Source organism: Limosilactobacillus ingluviei DSM 15946 (assembly GCF_001435775.1).
Lineage (GTDB): Bacteria > Bacillota > Bacilli > Lactobacillales > Lactobacillaceae > Limosilactobacillus > Limosilactobacillus ingluviei.
The window spans coordinates 1-1,147 of sequence record NZ_AZFK01000035.1 but is presented as its reverse complement, the minus strand read 5'-3'; the positions used below and the strand labels follow the sequence as shown (position 1 = coordinate 1,147).

General features: G+C 47.4%; 1 protein-coding gene. It reads left to right on the top strand.

Going from position 1 to position 1,147, the window contains the following annotated elements; genetic code table 11:
- Positions 1 to 940 (top strand): RNA-guided endonuclease InsQ/TnpB family protein (locus FC43_RS04960; protein ID WP_056954594.1); only part of this gene is annotated, 940 nt, incomplete at its 5' end.
- Positions 941 to 1,147: the final 207 nt, after the last annotated feature.

The following is a 1,147-nucleotide window of genomic DNA, read 5'->3' as shown; positions in this document are numbered from 1 at the left end:
TCAACTGTCGGCGCGGTGTCTGCAGTTGGCGATTTCTGATCTGGGTAAAGCGTGGCAGAACTTTTTTGACCGGGCCCAACCGGATTGGGGCAAGCCGCACTTCAAGTCGAAAAAAGCCCCCCGCCAGGGCTTTAAGACCGACCGGGCCAAGCTGGTCAATGGTCGCTTACGGCTCGACAAACCGCTCGGTGTTAAGACGCCGTGGTTTGATATCAAATTCAAAGGGGCCCGCAATTTGACTGGTGAGTTAAAGGTGGTTTCGATTTACCGGGAAAACGGTCAGTACTGGGCGAGTCTGCCCTTTGAAGTTATGGTGCCGGAAAAAACGAAAACCGGGGTCAAGACAGCGGTTGATGTTAATGTTGGCCATTTTGATTACACCGCTGGTCGGATTAATACCTTGCCTGGTCACTTGCAAAAAATCTACAAGCGAATCAAGCATTACCAACGTCAATTAGCTCGCAAGCGCAAGGTCAACGGCAAACAAGCCATCCAAAGCAAAAATTACGCCAAAATGAGAGCCAAGTTGCAGTGTGATTACCGCCGGGTGGCAAATGTCCAGCACGACTTGATGCAAAAATTCACGACCCAATTGGTCAGCAATTACGATCAGATCGTGATTGAGGACTTAGCGGTTAAAAAGATGCAAATGAGTCACGTTGCTTCGAAAGGCTTACATCGGTCGCTGTTTGGGTATTTTCGCCAGGTTCTGACCTACAAATGTGCTTGGTACGGGAAAGCCTTGCTTGTAGCGGATCGTTTCTACCCGAGTACCCAACGCTGTTCCGTTTGTGGCCATATCAAGCAAGGTGATGATAAGGTCACCTTAGCTGGTAATCACAAGTATCACACGAAGCATGATGAATATATCTGTTATCAGTGCGGCGCGACGTTGGACCGCGATGCAAATGCGGTCGCTAATTTATTAGCTTTGCTTTAAGTTGGAATGGAGCCGGGCTATTGGCTCTGGGGAAGTAACTTCCCCTGGATGTCATTCTAGTCAGTCCCTGTCGTTGACCTCAAGTTGGGTGAGCGGGAATACTGGCGTTTTAACGATGATGAATAAAATCTAAGAAAGGAAAACTATATTCTTTCTAACAGCATAAAAGAGTTACTCTTCTATGTTGTTCTACATTTTATATAGCAG